The 14516-nt window shown below is 53.1% G+C and carries 14 protein-coding genes; 4 read left to right on the top strand and 10 right to left on the bottom strand.

The window, feature by feature from the left end:
- Positions 1 to 9: 9 nt before the first annotated feature.
- The 4 genes from prfB to xerD form a co-directional block, all read right to left on the bottom strand.
- Positions 10 to 1108, bottom strand: a protein-coding gene (gene prfB, locus FDW88_RS05995) for a peptide chain release factor 2 (RefSeq protein ID WP_137362206.1) whose coding sequence is annotated in 2 segments (ribosomal slippage) — positions 10 to 1032 and positions 1034 to 1108 — 1098 coding nt in all. Because the reading frame shifts where the segments join, the coding sequence is not laid out codon by codon here.
- 90 nt (positions 1109 to 1198) lie between these two features.
- Entirely contained in the window at positions 1199 to 2932 is a 1734-nt protein-coding gene (gene recJ, locus FDW88_RS05990) for a single-stranded-DNA-specific exonuclease RecJ (protein ID WP_137362205.1), read from the bottom strand.
- A gap of 5 nt (positions 2933 to 2937) precedes the next feature.
- Complete coding sequence (gene dsbC / locus FDW88_RS05985) at positions 2938 to 3651, bottom strand: bifunctional protein-disulfide isomerase/oxidoreductase DsbC (RefSeq protein WP_096755802.1); 714 nt, start codon at positions 3649 to 3651, stop codon at positions 2938 to 2940.
- A gap of 23 nt (positions 3652 to 3674) precedes the next feature.
- Positions 3675 to 4571, bottom strand: coding sequence for a site-specific tyrosine recombinase XerD (gene xerD, locus FDW88_RS05980; protein WP_096755801.1), 897 nt, complete (start codon positions 4569 to 4571; stop codon positions 3675 to 3677).
- A gap of 112 nt (positions 4572 to 4683) precedes the next feature.
- On the opposite strand from xerD, the gene fldB reads away from it, so the two are divergent.
- Positions 4684 to 5205 (top strand): flavodoxin FldB, encoded by a 522-nt coding sequence (fldB, locus tag FDW88_RS05975; protein ID WP_096755800.1) that lies wholly within the window; start codon positions 4684 to 4686, stop codon positions 5203 to 5205.
- 45 nt (positions 5206 to 5250) lie between these two features.
- Here fldB and FDW88_RS05970 read toward each other — a convergent pair whose 3' ends face one another.
- Positions 5251 to 5658: a protein YgfX gene (locus FDW88_RS05970; RefSeq protein ID WP_096755799.1), complete on the bottom strand. Its 408-nt coding sequence runs from the start codon at positions 5656 to 5658 to the stop codon at positions 5251 to 5253.
- A complete protein-coding gene (gene sdhE, locus FDW88_RS05965; RefSeq protein WP_096755798.1) occupies positions 5639 to 5905 on the bottom strand; it encodes an FAD assembly factor SdhE in 267 nt (88 codons plus the stop codon). The genes FDW88_RS05970 and sdhE overlap by 20 nt, the downstream gene beginning before the upstream one ends.
- Before the next feature lie 256 nt (positions 5906 to 6161).
- Here sdhE and ygfZ point away from each other — a divergent pair, with 256 nt between their 5' ends.
- The gene (gene ygfZ / locus FDW88_RS05955) at positions 6162 to 7142 is read left to right on the top strand and encodes a tRNA-modifying protein YgfZ (protein ID WP_115257540.1); all 981 of its coding nucleotides are present in this window, start codon (positions 6162 to 6164) and stop codon (positions 7140 to 7142) included.
- Between the two features lie 79 nt (positions 7143 to 7221).
- Here the strand turns inward: ygfZ and FDW88_RS05950 are convergent, their stop codons facing one another.
- Both FDW88_RS05950 and yqfB read right to left on the bottom strand, forming a co-directional pair.
- Positions 7222 to 7881 carry a hemolysin III family protein gene (locus tag FDW88_RS05950; protein ID WP_096755796.1) on the bottom strand — a complete coding sequence of 220 codons (660 nt, stop codon included), beginning with the start codon at positions 7879 to 7881 and terminating at the stop codon, positions 7222 to 7224.
- A 163-nt stretch (positions 7882 to 8044) separates the two neighbouring features.
- A complete protein-coding gene (yqfB, locus tag FDW88_RS05945) occupies positions 8045 to 8356 on the bottom strand; it encodes a N(4)-acetylcytidine aminohydrolase (protein ID WP_096755795.1) in 312 nt (103 codons plus the stop codon).
- A 52-nt stretch (positions 8357 to 8408) separates the two neighbouring features.
- On the opposite strand from yqfB, the gene FDW88_RS05940 reads away from it, so the two are divergent.
- On the top strand, positions 8409 to 9137 hold the full coding sequence (locus FDW88_RS05940; RefSeq protein WP_115259901.1) for a MurR/RpiR family transcriptional regulator: 729 nt from the start codon (positions 8409 to 8411) through the stop codon (positions 9135 to 9137).
- A 120-nt stretch (positions 9138 to 9257) separates the two neighbouring features.
- A complete protein-coding gene (gene bglA, locus FDW88_RS05935) occupies positions 9258 to 10691 on the top strand; it encodes a 6-phospho-beta-glucosidase BglA (protein WP_137362203.1) in 1434 nt (477 codons plus the stop codon).
- A gap of 92 nt (positions 10692 to 10783) precedes the next feature.
- Here bglA and FDW88_RS05930 read toward each other — a convergent pair whose 3' ends face one another.
- Together FDW88_RS05930 and gcvP are read right to left on the bottom strand one after the other, a co-directional pair.
- Complete coding sequence (locus tag FDW88_RS05930; RefSeq protein WP_117342627.1) at positions 10784 to 11527, bottom strand: SDR family oxidoreductase; 744 nt, start codon at positions 11525 to 11527, stop codon at positions 10784 to 10786.
- Between the two features lie 78 nt (positions 11528 to 11605).
- Entirely contained in the window at positions 11606 to 14479 is a 2874-nt protein-coding gene (gcvP, locus tag FDW88_RS05925) for an aminomethyl-transferring glycine dehydrogenase (RefSeq protein WP_096755792.1), read from the bottom strand.
- Positions 14480 to 14516 lie beyond the last annotated feature (37 nt).

Raw genomic sequence — 14516 nt, 5'->3', positions numbered from 1 at the left:
GTTGGTTCCTCATAACCCTGCTTTCAAACTTGCTTCGATAAATTGATCCAGGCTGCCATCCAGCACCGCCTGCGTGTTACGGGTTTCAACCCCGGTACGCAGATCTTTAATGCGGGAGTCATCCAGGACATAAGAACGAATCTGGCTACCCCAGCCGATGTCGGACTTGGTGTCTTCCATCGCCTGCTTCTCGGCATTCTTCTTCTGCATTTCCAGTTCATAAAGCTTCGCTTTCATCTGCTTCATGGCCTGGTCTTTGTTCTTGTGCTGGGAACGGTCGTTCTGGCACTGTGTCACAATCCCGGTCGGGATATGGGTAATACGCACCGCAGATTCTGTACGGTTAACGTGCTGACCACCCGCACCTGAAGCGCGGTAAACATCGATGCGCAGGTCTGCCGGGTTGATTTCGATATCAATGTCATCGTCAACTTCCGGGTAGACAAACGCAGAGCTGAACGACGTATGGCGGCGACCGCCGGAGTCAAACGGACTCTTACGTACCAGGCGGTGTACGCCGGTTTCAGTACGCAGCCAGCCGTAAGCATATTCGCCAGCGATTCTGATGGTCACGGATTTAATACCCGCCACTTCACCTTCAGATTCTTCAATAATTTCAGTCTTAAAGCCGCGTGTTTCAGCCCAACGCAGATACATGCGCATCAGCATGCTGGCCCAGTCCTGCGCTTCGGTGCCGCCAGAACCGGCCTGAATATCGAGATAGCAATCTGCGCTGTCATATTCACCGGAGAACATACGACGGAACTCCAGCTGCGCCAGCTTTTCTTCCAGCGTATCGAGTTCGGCAACGGCTTCGTTAAAGGTTTCTTCGTCGTCGGCTTCTATAGCCAGTTCTAACAGGCCGGAGACATCCTCCAGGCCCTGGCTCATTTGGTCGAGCGTGTCGACAATGGCCTCAAGGGAAGAACGTTCTTTGCCCAGCGCCTGCGCGCGTTCGGGTTCGTTCCAGACGTCCGGCTGTTCCAGCTCGGCGTTTACTTCTTCCAGACGCTCTTTCTTGGCATCATAGTCAAAGATACCCCCTAAGAACGTCAGAGCGTTCCGTGAGGTCCTGAATGCGGTTATTTACCGGATTAATTTCAAACATGGTCTGTTTTCTTTTATTGGACGAGTCAAAATGCGGTTATAAGAGCGGGATTGTAACCAATCCACGCTCTTTTTTATAGATATAGTGACGCTAAAGTGGCCAGATATTATCGATAATAATTTGCAATGAGCGGTTGCCGCGAAACTCGTTAATATCCAGCTTATAGGCCAGCGTGACTTCACGAACGCCGTTATCCGGCCAGATAGCGGTATCAACGTTAAACGCAATACCGTCCAGCAGCGGTCCGCCGTCGACGGGTTCAACCATCACCTTCAGATGACGCTCGCCAACCAGACGCTGCTGAAGCAGGCGAAAGCGCCCGTCAAACAGCGGCTCCGGGAACATTTGCCCCCACGGTCCTGCATCACGCAGCATTTGTGCGACTTCCATGGTCATCTCCGCCGCGCTTAGCGGGCCATCGGAGACCACTTCGCCCTGCAGTAAGGCAGGATCGAGCCACTCGGTCACCAGCTCACCAAAACGCTGCTGGAAGCACTCAAACTGTGCTTCTTCCAGCGATAATCCTGCCGCCATGGCGTGGCCGCCGAACTTAAGGATCATGCCCGGGTAAAGGGTATCCAGTCGCTCCAGTGCATCTCGCATGTGCAGGCCCTGAATCGAGCGCCCCGACCCTTTAAGGGTGCCGTCTCCAGCTGGTGCAAAAGCGATCACCGGACGGTGAAAACGCTCTTTAATGCGTGACGCCAGGATCCCTACTACGCCCTGATGCCACTCGGGGTGATACATCGCCAGCCCGCCAGGCAGTGTCTCGCTGCTGCGCTCAAGCTTCTCGCACAGGGTCAGCGCTTCCGTCTGCATGCCCTGCTCTATCTCTTTCCGCGTCTGGTTGAGCGCGTCCAGTTCACTGGCAAGCACCCGCGCGTAGCCAATGTTGTCGCACAGCAACAGCGCCACGCCAACGGACATATCATCCAGGCGGCCTGCCGCATTCAGGCGTGGCCCCAGTGCAAAGCCTAAATCGCTGGCGGCCAATTTCTGCGGGTCGCGATTTGAAATCTCAAGCAGCGCTTTAATGCCAGGACGACATTTCCCTGCGCGAATACGGCTCAAGCCTTGCCACGTCAGGATGCGGTTATTAGCGTCCAGCGGGACAACATCGGCCACCGTACCTAGCGCAACCAGATCAAGCAGATCTGCGAGGTTTGGCGGGGTGATACCTTGCTCATCAAACCAGCCCTTATCACGAAGAAAAGTACGCAGAGCCAGCATCAGATAAAAAGCCACGCCGACGCCCGCCAGTGATTTCGACGGGAACGTACAGTCGTGCAGGTTAGGATTAATAATCGCCACTGCGCCCGGCAGAGTATCGCCGGGCAGGTGGTGATCGGTAACCACTACCGGGATCCCCAGCGTTCTGGCATGCTCAACGCCGGCATGGGAAGAGATGCCGTTGTCGACGGTGACGATCAGCTGAGCGCCGCGGGCATGTGCCTGATCCACCACCTCCGGGCTCAAACCATAACCGTCTTCAAAACGGTTGGGCACCAGGTAGTCAATGTTGCTACATCCCAATGCTCGCATCGCCAGAATGCTCAGCGCCGTGCTGGTTGCGCCATCGGCGTCAAAATCCCCCACCACGATAATGCGGGTGCCTTCACGAAAAGCGTTATAGAGGATCTCCACCGCCTTTTCGACACCGCTCAATTGCTGCCACGGCAACATGCCTTTGACGCTACGCTCAAGCTCCTGCGCGCTACGCACACCGCGGCTGGCGTACAAACGACGCAACAGAGGCGGCAGATCGGCAGGCAGGTCACTAGTCTCGTCGGCTTCACGACGACGAAGTTGTATCTGTTGTTTCACGCGAATTATTTACCGCTGGTCTGTTTTTGGTGCGCGTCGAGGAACGCTTTCATCTCTTTCGGTCCCTGATAGCCAGGAACAACATAGCCATTGCTCAGAACGATCGCCGGCGTGCCGCTTACACCAAACTGCACACCCAGCGCGTAATGGTCAGCAATATCCACATTACAAGTTGCCGGCTTCACACTTTTACCCGCCATGGCATCATCAAACGCTTTGTTTTTATCTGACGCACACCAGATGGATTTCATGTCCTGCTCGGCCTGGCTTTCCAGTCCCTGGCGAGGGAAGGCCAGATAACGCACGGTAATTCCCAGTGCGTTGTAGTCTTTCATCTCTTCATGCAGCTTGTGGCAATAGCCGCAGGTGATGTCGGTGAAAATGGTAATAACGTGTTTTTCCTGCGGCGCTTTATAGATGATCATCTCTTTTTCCAGCGCGTTCAGCTGCTTCATCAGCAGTTGATTGGTGACGTTAACCGGACTTGCACCGCTCACGTCATACATCGGTCCCTGAATAATGTGCTTGCCGTCTTCGGTGACGTACAACACGCCGCTGTTGGTCAGTACAGTTTTCATTCCCGCAATCGGAGCAGGTTGAATTTCTGTGCTTTGTACACCCAGCTTCGTTAATGACTGACGAATCGCCGCGTCGTCTGCCTGCACCATGCCTGAAAACGCCGTCGCCAGCAGGGTGAGCATCATAAAACTTTTTTTCATAACCTATCCTTTCCTGTCAGCACTCACGCACGCGGGTGATGCTGTTGATGTAATTGACGCAAGCGCTCCGTTGCGACATGGGTATAAATTTGTGTGGTAGAGAGATCGCTATGACCTAGCAGCATCTGCACCACACGCAAATCAGCGCCATGGTTAAGCAAATGCGTGGCAAAAGCATGCCGCAGTACGTGTGGCGACAGCTTCTCGCTGTCGATTCCCGCTAACACAGCATAGTGTTTAATTCGATGCCAGAAGGTCTGGCGTGTCATCTGCTGCGCACGCTGGCTGGGAAACAGCACATCAATGGAGACGCCATTGAGCAACCATGGTCGTCCGTGCTCCAGATAGGTTTCCAGCCAATACACAGCCTCTTCACCCAACGGTACCAGCCGCTCTTTATTACCTTTACCAATGACCCGCACAACGCCCTGACGCAGGCTGACATCACTCATCGTCAGCCCCACCAGCTCAGAAACGCGCAAACCGGTGGCATATAAGACTTCGAGCATGGCTTTGTCTCGGAGTTCCAGCGGCTGGTCAATCAGCGGGGTCTGCAGCAGTCGCTCGACCTGCGCCTCACTGAGATCTTTTGGCAAACGCTGTGGTAGCTTAGGTGAAGCCAGCGAAGCGCTGGGATCATCATCGCGGAATTTCTCGCGATAGAGATGTTGAAAAAATCGCCGCATTGCACTTAACAAACGCGCGGAACTGGTGGCTTTATACCCCCCCTCCATTCGCTCGGCCAGCAGTGCTTGCAGGTCATCGCTCTGTACCGTCGTCAGAGAAACACCGCGATGGTGTAGCCATTCAACAAGCATGGTTAGATCGCGACGATACGCACTTAATGTGTTTTCCGCCAGATTGCGTTCCAGCCACAGGGCATCAAGAAATTGCTCGATGCGCGCCAGATCTTGTTCCACTCGCGCCCCTTATTTCATTCTCATTTTTGATGCATTATGCCTCATTGTGCCGTGATTGCGGCGATTCTGATACACTACGCGCAACGCTACAGCAGAATTGAGACGTTTAGTAATGAACATGGGTCTTTTTTACGGTTCCAGCACGTGCTACACCGAGATGGCAGCAGAGAAAATCCGCGATATTCTTGGTCCCGAGCTGGTGACATTACACAACCTCAAGGATGATTCTCCGACCTTAATGGAGCAGTACGACGTGCTCATTTTAGGTATCCCAACCTGGGATTTCGGCGAAATCCAGGAGGACTGGGAAGCCGTCTGGGATCAGTTGGATGACCTCAACCTGGAAGGCAAAATTGTTGCTCTCTACGGCATGGGCGATCAGTTGGGTTACGGTGAATGGTTCCTGGATGCGCTGGGAATGCTGCACGACAAGCTGGTCACGAAAGGGGTGAAGTTTGTCGGTTACTGGCCAACAGAAGGCTACGAATTTACCAGCGATAAACCTGTTATTGCCGATGGGCAACTGTTTGTCGGCCTTGCCCTGGATGAAACCAACCAGTACGATCTTAGCGATGAACGCATCCAGGCATGGTGTGAGCAAATTCTTGGCGAAATGGCCGAACACTGGTCCTGAGCATCTGCTGACTGACGGTGAAGGTCTGTAACCTTACCGTCAGCGCTATTTCTGCATTGACGGTTGTAATATCAACCGACGCAAATCCCGCCATTCGGCATCATCCATACTGTCCGCCGCCAGCCACAGATGCTGACGCTTTCCTGTACTTGACCGCAAACGCAACATCATGCCCGTTTTTATCATCCAGGGTGCGCTAACAATCGACCACTCTTGCCCTTGCCAACGCAGGCGGCCATCCATCAATAGTCTAATCTCTCCCTGACAAGCGTTGATACGGCGCTGACTGCGCACGCAATCGAACACCACCAGAGAGAGCAAAATCAACCATAAAGGGGTGTAACTCAGTGGCCATGGCATCAATAAAATAAGCACCGCCACTAGCCCATGAATGAGCAACGAAATCCACTGTGCGCGCCAGGAGACGCGTAAATCAGATTGCCACTGGACCACGTTCCCGATTCCGTGTCTGGATAAGCCGTACCATTTGCTCCAGCTGTGCATCAGCCGGCTTCCCGTGATTCATCAACCAGTTAAATAAATCGGGGTCATCACATTCCAGCAAACGGATAAAAATGCGCTTTTCGTCATCACTTAAGTTGTCATACTCATGTTCGAAAAACGGCATGATCGAAATGTCCAGCTCACGCATACCGCGACGGCATGCCCAATGAATACGTGCTTTGTTGTTAATATCCATGTTCTTCTTCCTGTCTCGCGAAAACGAAGTACCCGGCTATTGTAACGTGTTTTTCACGCTCTTTTACGGGAATATCAGTAAACGGAAGCACGATCGCTAAATAAAACCACATTAAGTCAAAGGGTTCATCAATTATGGATGTCTCCTCGCAAAGATTAAAATATGGCACAAATAGGATGTTTAAACCGCTTGCAATGGGCCATAGCTCTTTTACCATTAGTCATTATTACTGCGTTAAGCAAATCAGGACATTATTATGGCTTTTACATCTTTTCCTCCTCGTCAGCCTTGTGCGTCAACACGTTTGCCTCTGACGCTGATGACGCTTGATGACTGGGCACTCGCGACCATTACCGGCACCGACAGTGAGAAGTATATTCAGGGCCAAGTTACTGCTGATGTCAGTCAGCTGACCGAACATCAGCATGTGCTGGCTGCCCACTGTGATGCCAAAGGCAAAATGTGGAGCAACCTGCGCCTCTTCCGCCTGGGTGAAGGCTTCGCGTGGCTTGAGCGCCGTAGCCTGCGCGATGCCCAGCTTACCGAACTGAAAAAATATGCCGTCTTCTCAAAAGTGGTGATTGCACCGGACGACGAACGCGTGCTGCTGGGCGTTGCAGGATTCCAGGCGCGTGCCGCGCTGGACAATCTCTTTAGCGAACTGCCAACCCGCGATAAGCAGGTGATTACCGAAGGCTCTTCCACGATATTGTGGTTTGAACACCCGGCCGAACGCTTCCTGCTGATTACCGATGCAGCCACGGCGGAAACGCTGGTAGAAAAACTGCGTGGTGAAGCGGAGTTGAACAACAGCCAACAGTGGCTGGCGCTGGATATCGAAGCCGGTATCGCAGTAATTGATACCGCCAACAGCGGGCAGTTCATTCCACAGGCCACCAACCTGCAGGCCTTGGGTGGGATCAGCTTCAAAAAAGGCTGCTATACCGGTCAGGAAATGGTCGCACGGGCGAAATTCCGCGGCGCTAACAAACGAGCGCTGTGGACACTGGCAGGTTCAGCCAGTCGGGTGCCGGAAGCGGGTGAAGACCTGGAACTGAAAATGGGAGAGAACTGGCGCCGAACCGGCACCGTACTTGCGGCAGTACAACTGGCGGACGGTCAGGTACTGGTGCAGGTGGTGATGAATAACGACATGGAAGCCGACAGCGTATTCCGCGTGCGCGACGACGCGAAAACGCTGCATATAGTACCGCTGCCGTATTCGCTGGAAGAGTAAATCGCCAGGTAGCGACTTCACCTTACCGGGTCGAGGGTTTTGTAGGCCCGGTAAGCGCAGCGCCACCAGGCAATGATGATTACGCCTGCCCCACGTACAGATAGATGGCCAGGAAATGGCACACGCTGCCACCCAGCACGAATCCATGCCAGATTGCATGGTTGTAAGGGATACGTTTGCAGACGTAGAAAATGACGCCCAGTGAATAGACCACGCCACCTACCGCCAGCAGCGTTACGCCCCCAGCAGCCAGTTTAACCGCCAGTTGATACACCACAATCAATGACAGCCAGCCCATGGTCAGATAGGTCACCAGCGACAAAATTTTAAAGCGGTGGGCAATGGTCAATTTGAACAGAATACCGAGCAGCGCCAGGCTCCAGATCACCACCATCAGGCCACGCGCCAACGGTGAGTCCAGCCCCACCAGCAGAAATGGCGTATAGGTTCCGGCAATCAGCAGATAAATAGCGCAATGGTCGAATTTCTTCAGCCAGAGTTTCGCTCGCTGATGGGGTATCGCGTGATACAGGGTTGAAGCCAGGAACAGCAAAATCATGCTGCCGCCGTACAGGCTATAGCTGGTAATGGCCATAGCACTGGCATTGGTATCTACTGCCTGAACCAGCAACAGCACCAGTCCGATAATCCCAAACACCAGCCCAATACCGTGGCTGATGCTGTTGGCGATTTCCTCTGCCAGAGAATACCCCTGCGCAATTAATGGCTTCTGAACCATAGCTTACTCCCAAAAAACGAACACTTTCGTGATTGCGCTTCTAGCGTAACTGAGAATGGTTCCAGTGAACACATGTTAGCTAAAATAAATATCAACCAATAAATAACATATAAAAATCAATTAGTTATATTTTATTTTTCAGCTAACAAGTGCATTCCTTAAATTAAACGCATTTAAAATCAATCACATAAAACTGCGTCTGATTTGGATAGATCTCTGTAATCACACGTTTAAGCTCATCAAGGGTCATATTTTCCTGCTGAGCATGTTTTTCACTCAGCGTATCCAACGTCACGGTCGAGGTGCCTACCACTTCTATAGTGCAGAAGTAACCGTCATCTTCGAAGCGTCCAACCCGCAGAATGTCTCCGGTTTTGAAGTGGGACTCAGACTCATCGCGAATAGTGATAGTCTTGCGTCCGGCCAGAATGTCATCCTGGAAACGCTGAAAAAAAGTGATGTCATTTGGCTGCATGTTATTATTCCCTGTAGATGAAGTCTGATGAGTGAGTATTGCCATTGTGAGTATGTTCTCCCACGCCGCCATCGCCAGTCTCAATAATCTTGAGATGTTGGTCTACAACTATGTCATCAAGAACCGTGACAAAGTCATGTACATGACCATTCGCGAACTGGCTGATGCCGTAGGGGTTTCAACCACCACCGTTCTGCGCTTTTGCCGCAAACTTAACTGTGAGGGCTACTCTGAGTTTCGCGTACGCTTTAAATTATATTTAGAGCAGAATGAACCGCAACAGGCTAATTTCGGTGCCAGCGAAATAATCAGCTTCTTTAAGGGCGTGAATAACGACGAATTCGACACATTACTCGATCAGGCTGTTGATATTATATTGTCCTCCGAGCGTATTATATTCGTTGGCGCGGGAACATCCGGCGCCTTAGCTAAATATGGTGCACGATTTTTCTCAAATGTCGGGAAATTCAGCAACCATATTGACGATCCCTATTTCCCGGTGACCAATGATATGGCCCGAAACGCGTTGGCAATTGTCCTATCCGTCTCCGGCGAAACCGAGGAGATCCTGCGTTTCGCCAGCCAGTTTAGCCTCCACAACTGCAAAGTGTTGTCGGTTACCAGCCACGAGCACTCACGCCTGGCGAAACTGGCCGACTTTAACCTCTCCTGGCATGTGCCGCAAACCCGCATTGCGGGGGTCTATGATATAACCACACAAATCCCCGTAATTTATATTCTGGAGTCACTGGGTCGCAAACTGGCGAAAAAATTGGCATAAAAAAACAAACTGTTTTTTTGATGTAACAAATCACATTAAGCCTATTTTGTTATATCGTGACATTTAACTTTCCTTTGTTAGACTCAAAATCAAATGGTATTAATTTGAGACTGAGCGCAAATGAAAAAACTGACTTTACCGAAAGATTTTTTATGGGGTGGCGCGGTTGCGGCGCATCAGGTTGAAGGCGGCTGGAACAAAGGCGGCAAAGGGCCAAGCATTTGTGACGTGCTGACCGGCGGCGCACACGGTGTTCCACGCGAAATCACCCAGAGCGTCATTCCAGGCAAGTACTATCCAAACCACGAAGCCGTCGATTTTTACAGTCATTACAAAGAAGACATAAAGCTGTTTGCTGAAATGGGCTTCAAATGCTTCCGTACGTCTATTGCCTGGACCCGAATCTTCCCGCGAGGTGACGAAACTCAGCCAAATGAAGAAGGGCTGAAGTTTTACGACGACATGTTCGACGAGCTGCTCAAGTACAACATTGAGCCGGTTATTACCCTCTCCCACTTCGAAATGCCGCTACATCTGGTACAGCAGTACGGTAGCTGGACCAACCGCAAAGTGGTCGATTTCTTCGTTCGTTTTGCCGAAGTGGTCTTTGAGCGCTACAAGCACAAGGTCAAATATTGGATGACCTTTAATGAGATCAACAACCAGCGTAACTGGCGTGCGCCGCTGTTTGGCTATTGCTGTTCCGGCGTGGTGTACACCGAGCATGAGAACCCGGAAGAAACGCTGTATCAGGTGCTGCACCACCAGTTTGTTGCCAGCGCGCTGGCGGTGAAGGCGGCACGGCGCATTAATCCTGAAATGAAAGTCGGCTGCATGCTGGCGATGGTGCCGCTGTACCCCTTCTCCTGTAAACCCGAGGATATGATGTTTGCGCAGGAGTCGATGCGTGAACGCTACGTCTTCACCGACGTCCAGCTACGCGGTTATTACCCCTCTTATGTGCTGAACGAATGGGAGCGTCGTGAATTCAATATCAAAATGGAAACAGGCGACAAACAGATCCTGCGTGAAGGTACCTGCGACTATCTCGGATTCAGCTACTACATGACCAACGCCGTAAAAGCGGAAGGTGGCAGCGGTGACGCGATTTCCGGCTTCGAAGGCAGCGTCCCCAACCCACACGTTAAAGCCTCCGACTGGGGCTGGCAGATAGATCCCGTCGGCCTGCGCTATGCCTTATGTGAGCTGTACGAACGCTATCAGAAGCCGCTGTTTATCGTTGAAAACGGCTTTGGTGCGTACGACAAAGTAGAAGAAGATGGCAGCATCAACGATGACTATCGCATCGACTATCTACGTGCCCACGTTGAAGAGATGATGAAAGCAGTAACGTACGATGGCGTAGATTTGATGGGCTACACACCGTGGGGCTGCATTGACTGCGTGTCGTTCACAACCGGTCAGTACAGTAAACGCTACGGCTTTATTTACGTGAACAAGCACGACGATGGCACCGGAGATATGTCGCGTTCACGCAAGAAAAGCTTCAACTGGTACAAAGAGGTGATCGCCAGCAACGGCGAAAATCTGTGATTTTTGCCGGATGGCGGCGTAAACGCCTTATCCAGCCTACACGTTAATTTCCCGTAGGCCGATAAGCGATGCGCCATCCGGCAATCAACGCGCTACTTCCCACCCGCCAGCTCCAGAAAACTGCCCGTTACGTAAGACGCCTTCTCACTCAGTAGCCAGGTGATAGCCTGCGCCACTTCTTCCGGTTGTCCGCCACGCTGCATCGGTAACATCGACTTTACGCGATCAACCCGTCCGGGCTCCCCACCAGACGCATGCATGTCGGTGTAGATTAGGCCAGGACGCACGCCGTTCACACGGATACCCTGCGCCGCCACCTCCAGCGCTAACCCCGTCGTCAACGTATCTACCGCCCCTTTCGACGCTGCATAGTCGATATATTCAAATGGAGCGCCCAGCCTTGATGCTGCTGACGAGACGTTAACAATCGCCCCGCCCTTACCGCCATGCTTCAACGACATCCGCTTAACCGCTTCCCGACAACACAGGAAATAGCCGGTAACGTTGGTTGCCATTACGCGGTTGATGCGTTCGGCAGTAAAGTTTTCTACCGTGCTCTGCTCGAACAAAATCCCGGCATTGTTCACCAGCGCAGCCAGTGGTTCACCTTCTCGGTCGATCGCCTCAAACATTGCCACAACCTGGCTTTCATCGCTGATATCCGCCCGCAGGGCAAATGCTTTGCCGCCTGCCGACGCAATGTGATTCACCACCTCGGTTGCGGCACGAATATTGTGATGGAAGTTAACCGCAACGGTGTAACCCTCTTCTGCCAGCTGTAGCGCGGTTGCGCGCCCAATACCGCGACTTCCGCCAGTAACAAGTGCGATTCCCATGGATACCTCCAGATATGAAAAAGCCGGGAGGCGGCTTCGCCTTACCCGGCCTATACACTACTTTACTACGCGGAAAAGTTACTGATATTCGCTCATCGGCACGCAGGAGCAGAATAGATTACGGTCACCGTAAACGTCATCAAGACGTTTCACCGTTGGCCAGTATTTATTTGCCACGCCAGCCGGGAACACCGCGATTTCACGGCTGTAACCGTGATTCCACTCCGCCACCAGCTCGTTCTGGGTGTGTGGCGCGTTAACCAGCGGGTTATCTTCCAGTGGCCACTCGCCTGCTTTCACACGATCGATCTCTGTGCGGATTGCCAGCATCGCATCAATAAAGCGATCTAATTCCACTTTACCTTCAGATTCCGTCGGCTCCACCATCAGCGTACCCGCTACCGGGAACGACATGGTTGGCGCATGGAAACCGTAGTCGATCAGGCGCTTGGCAATATCCAGCTCGCTGATGCCGGTCTCTTCTTTCAGTGGACGAATGTCGAGAATACACTCGTGCGCCACACGGCCATCGCGACCGGTATACAGAACCGGGTAGGCATCTTTCAGACGGCTGGCAATGTAGTTGGCATTAAGAATTGCCACCTGGCTTGCCTGCTTCAGACCTTCAGCGCCCATCATGCGGATGTACATCCAGCTGATTGGCAGAATGGAGGCGCTACCGAACGGTGCGGCAGATACCGCGCCCTGACGGGTGAGCATGCCTTCAATCTGTACCACACTGTGACCCGGCACAAACGGTGCGAGATGCGATTTAACGCCGATCGGCCCCATACCCGGGCCGCCGCCGCCGTGCGGAATGCAGAAGGTTTTATGCAGGTTGAGGTGTGAAACATCCGCGCCGATAAAGCCTGGCGTGGTGATACCGACCTGAGCGTTCATGTTCGCGCCATCGAGGTAAACCTGGCCACCAAACTGATGCACGACTTCGCATACTTCACGGATCGTTTCTTCGTACACGCCGTGGGTGGATGGATAGGTCACCATAATGCAGGACAGGTTTTCACCCGCCTGCGCCGCTTTTTCGCGCAGATCGCCAAGATCGATGTTGCCGTTTTTATCACAGGCCACCACGACCACCTGCATTCCCGCCATCTGGGCGGAAGCTGGGTTAGTACCGTGAGCAGAGGCCGGGATCAGGCAGATATCGCGATGACCTTCGTTACGGCTTTCGTGATAGTGACGAATCGCCAGCAGGCCCGCATATTCACCCTGTGCGCCGGAGTTCGGCTGCATGCAGACGGCGTCATAACCGGTCAGTTTTACCAGCCACTCAGAAAGCTGACCAATCATCTGCTGATACCCTTCCGCCTGCTCTGGTGGGCAGAACGGGTGCAGTTCAGCAAATTCAGGCCAGGTGATAGGGATCATCTCGGCGGCCGCGTTCAGCTTCATGGTGCAGGAACCCAGTGGGATCATTGCCTGATTCAGCGCCAGATCTTTACGTTCCAGCGAGTGCATGTAGCGCATCATCTCAGTTTCGCTGTGGTAGCGATTGAACACCGGATGACTCAGGATCGCATCATCACGCAGCATGCTGTCCTGAATAGAACGGCTGTCGAGCGCCACGTCTTTATCCAGCGTATCGATGTTCAGGCCGTGGCTGTCGCCCAGCAGAACATTAAACAACTGCACCACATTTTCACGGGTGGTGGTTTCGTCGAGCGTAATGCCTACGGCGTTATGAATATCGCTGCGCAGGTTGATTTCTGCCGCTTCGGCACGCGCCAGCACGGCCGCTTTATCAGCGACTTCGACACACAGGGTGTCAAAGTAGTGCGCATGACGCAGCTTCAACCCTTTCTGTTGCAGACCCGCGGCCAGAATATCGGTCAGGCGGTGGATGCGGTTCGCAATGCGCTTCAGTCCGACTGGACCGTGGTAAACGGCATACAGGCTGGCGATGTTTGCCAGCAGTACCTGCGAGGTACAAATATTGGAGTTCGCTTTCTCACGGCGGATATGCTGCTCGCGAGTCTGCATCGCCATGCGCAGAGCGGTATTACCTGCGGCATCTTTGGAGACGCCGATAATACGGCCTGGCATGGAGCGTTTGAATTCGTCTTTGGCAGCAAAGAATGCCGCGTGCGGGCCGCCGTAACCCATCGGTACGCCAAAGCGCTGAGCGGAGCCGAAAACAATGTCCGCGCCCTGTTTGCCCGGCGCAGTCAGCAGAACCAGCGCCATAAAATCGGCCGCTACGCTGACCACCACTTTACGCGCTTTCAGTTCAGCAATCAGCGCGCTGTAGTCGTGAACTTCACCGGTAGTGCCCACTTGTTGCAGCAGCACCCCGAAGACATCCTGGTGATCCAGCGCTTTTGCTGCGTCGTCAACGATGACATCAAAGCCGAAGGTTTCCGCACGGGTACGGACAACATCCAGCGTTTGCGGATGAACATCAGACGCCACAAAGAAGCGGTTGGCGTTTTTCAGTTTACTGACGCGTTTTGCCATCGCCATGGCTTCGGCAGCCGCGGTGGCTTCATCCAGCAGAGAAGCGGAAGCCATATCCAGACCGGTCAGATCCAACGTCACCTGCTGGAAGTTAAGCAGTGCTTCCAGACGGCCCTGGGAGACTTCTGGTTGATACGGCGTATATGCGGTGTACCAACCCGGGTTTTCCAGCATATTACGCAGGATAACCGGCGGTAACTGCACGGCGGTATAACCCATGCCAATGTAGGACGTGAAGCGCTTGTTACGCCCGGCGATGGCTTTTAACTCTGCCAGCGCAGCGTATTCGGTCGCCGCCTCGCCCACCTGTGGCGGGGTTGCGAGCTGAATGTCTTTCGGCACAATCTGGCCGATCAGCGCGTTTAACGACTCGGCGCCAACCGCATTCAGCATTTCTTGCTGCTGCGCGGCGTCCGGTCCGATATGGCGTTCAATGAAAGCGCCGCTGTTTTCAAGCTGGCTTAACGTCTGTGTCATGGGCGATGGTTCCTGAAACGTGCAGTGAATCGTGATT

The sequence above is a fragment of the Citrobacter sp. wls829 genome, from assembly GCF_005280825.1.
Lineage (GTDB): Bacteria > Pseudomonadota > Gammaproteobacteria > Enterobacterales > Enterobacteriaceae > Citrobacter > Citrobacter gillenii.
This window is presented reverse-complemented; position numbering and strand designations above follow the sequence as displayed.